General features: G+C 61.8%; 1 protein-coding gene and 2 pseudogenes. All 3 read right to left on the bottom strand.

Features of this window, described 5'->3' with window-relative positions; translation table 11 throughout:
• A pseudogene (gene katE1 / locus OUZ52_RS22635) lies at positions 1–470 on the bottom strand (catalase KatE1); the annotation flags it as partial.
• A 246-nt stretch (positions 471–716) separates the two neighbouring features.
• The gene (locus OUZ52_RS22630; protein WP_266160866.1) at positions 717–1,256 is read right to left on the bottom strand and encodes a DUF1697 domain-containing protein; all 540 of its coding nucleotides are present in this window, start codon (positions 1,254–1,256) and stop codon (positions 717–719) included.
• A gap of 77 nt (positions 1,257–1,333) precedes the next feature.
• Positions 1,334–2,321 (bottom strand): annotated as a pseudogene (locus OUZ52_RS22625) (hypothetical protein); the annotation flags it as partial.

Genomic DNA, 2,321 nt, shown 5'->3' with positions numbered 1-2,321 from the left:
GCATGCACCATGTCCGGAAACTTGATCGCATCGCGAATAAAGAACACCGGCAAATCGTTACCGACCAGATCCCAGTTGCCTTGCTCGGTGTAAAACTTGGTCGCGAAGCCGCGTGGATCGCGCAAGGTCTCCGGTGAACCCACACCGTGAACCACGGTGGAAAAACGCACAAATACCGGGGTTTTCTTGCCCGCCGCCGACAACAAGGCCGCCGAAGTCAGCTCACTGAAATCGCCGGCAGCGACGAACTCGCCATAGGCCCCCGTACCACGTGCATGCACCACGCGCTCGGGAATCCGCTCGCGTCCAAAACGTTGCAGCTTCTCGACCAATTGGGCGTCCTGCAACAACGTCGGGCCTGCCGGGCCAGCGGTTTGCGAGTTCTGGTTGTCGCCTACCGGCGCACCGCCATCGCGGGTCAACAGCGGGTGATCATTCGTCGATTGCGCCATCGTGCCCGTCGTCACCATGACGGCACTCAGACCCAGACAAGCGCAAAACAAGCGCCACTTGAGGTGTGTCATTACCGATTCCCCTGCGTGGCGGCACTCTCAATGCCACCGGCTCTCGCGACACACCTTAAGGGCGGCCGAGTCATTGGAGAAATTGATTATTGCGATCAGACCCATAGCCACAGGATATGAATAGAGGATCACCGGCCAATCATTCACATCGCCGCATCCAGCGATTTGGATGGCTATATAAAACGTCGACTGTCAGCTTTCGCGCTGTACCAGTCGCACCACCGTATTCCAGTTTCGAGTGGTCAATGGGATTTTCAACCGGCGCTCAAGCAAGCCGTTGACATTGCCTGGACGGCCATTCACCAGGCGGGTGACGCTGTAAGCCTCGCCGGCCTGAACAGCGAACACTTCAAGATCCCGGCGCGGGACAACGATAGGAATGTCTGGAATGCCAGCAAGATGATCGGGCAGAAAGGTCACGCATCGTTCGCTGATATCGTCTTGCGGCGCCGCGATGAATGGATCGGCCGCGACTCGCTCGGCAAGGTAGGCCATGCTCCGCGTATAAGCCACACCGTCCCAGGCGCAAACCTGGCGCAGCCGCAGGCATACCTCGTTCACCCATACCTGCGCCTCGTCGGCACCGGTCGCGGAGAAACTGGCATTGCCATGAGTCAGGAACGAATCGGCATGCTTCGCACCTACCGCGTTGAAAGCGGCGACAAACTGCGCTTTGTCCGAGCTCCCTGCATGACCAAAATTGACGTTGCGAAAAAAGGCAGCAAATCGCACAAGTCCCCTTCGATATCAAACGCTTCATCGGCACCGCGCTGCCTGCCTGAGCAGACAGGCAACGCCAGGTTCACGACTCAATGGAACTGATCGCTGGCCGGCACCCAAGAGGTGGCCGCCGACGCAGGGGTCGATGGCTTGGGCCGCCCAGGCGTCAAGCGATCATCCAGGCAACCCGGAGGCAGCGGCCCGCCACTGACCCGCGCCGTGGCGCACTGCACGCTGTTATCCAGCTTGATCGGCGCCGCGCTGGCACTGGCGGCGCTGGCAGGCGGCGGTGGCACCAGTGGATTCGTGCCCGGCAGATTCAAGCGTTGATAGATCTCTTGATTCAAGGCTTTCGCCGGCGGATCGGGGTTGTGGCAACCGAACAAGGCCATCGGCAGCAGCGGCATCACGGCGCATTCGACACGCACACCACGCGGCAAATGGAAGGTGTGCTTGACGGTCGTTTTCTCGACCGCCCGGCGTAGCGCGGTGTCGACCGAGCTTTCGCCTTCAGGTGTCCACGCGTCTTCGAAACGCGTGGACTTGTAGCCGATATTTGGCCGGCCGTGCGACATGATGTCGGTATTGCCGCGCGGCTTGAGCTGGACGTAATCGCCGACCTGCCCGTTACTGCCGGCAGCCTCTTGCCCACCCTGGCTCTGACCGCCCGGCGCGCCTGCCCCGGCTGTGCTGCCCTGCCCCGGTAGCGAGAGATTCAAGCCGCTTTTGCCGCTGGCATGTGGCGATTCGGACGCACCATTGATTGCACCGGGTGTCGCCGTATCGCTGCCTTGCGGCGTGGCATTCGGCGCGGTGCTGACATCGGCGCCACGGCTTGGCGCACTCGCCGCCGCGCTGTCTTTGGTTGCTGCTGGATTAGCCGAGGTACTGGTTGCCGCCTGCTCGGCAGCCGTTGCCGCAGTGGGCTGGCTGGCCGGCTCGGCCGTAGCCGTGGCGGCATTCAGTTGCGGCCGCGCTAAGGTCGGCTTGTTATCCAGGGCAATCGCCTTGGGCGCAGGCGTTTGCAGCGATGGCGCTTGCGGTCGTTCCAACTGCGGTTGCGCATGCTCCGGCAGC

Source organism: Dyella silvatica, from assembly GCF_026283955.1.
GTDB classification, from domain to species: Bacteria; Pseudomonadota; Gammaproteobacteria; order Xanthomonadales; family Rhodanobacteraceae; genus Dyella_C; species Dyella_C silvatica.
The sequence above is the reverse complement of the archived record's forward strand: the minus strand, read 5'-3'. Positions and strand labels throughout refer to the sequence as shown.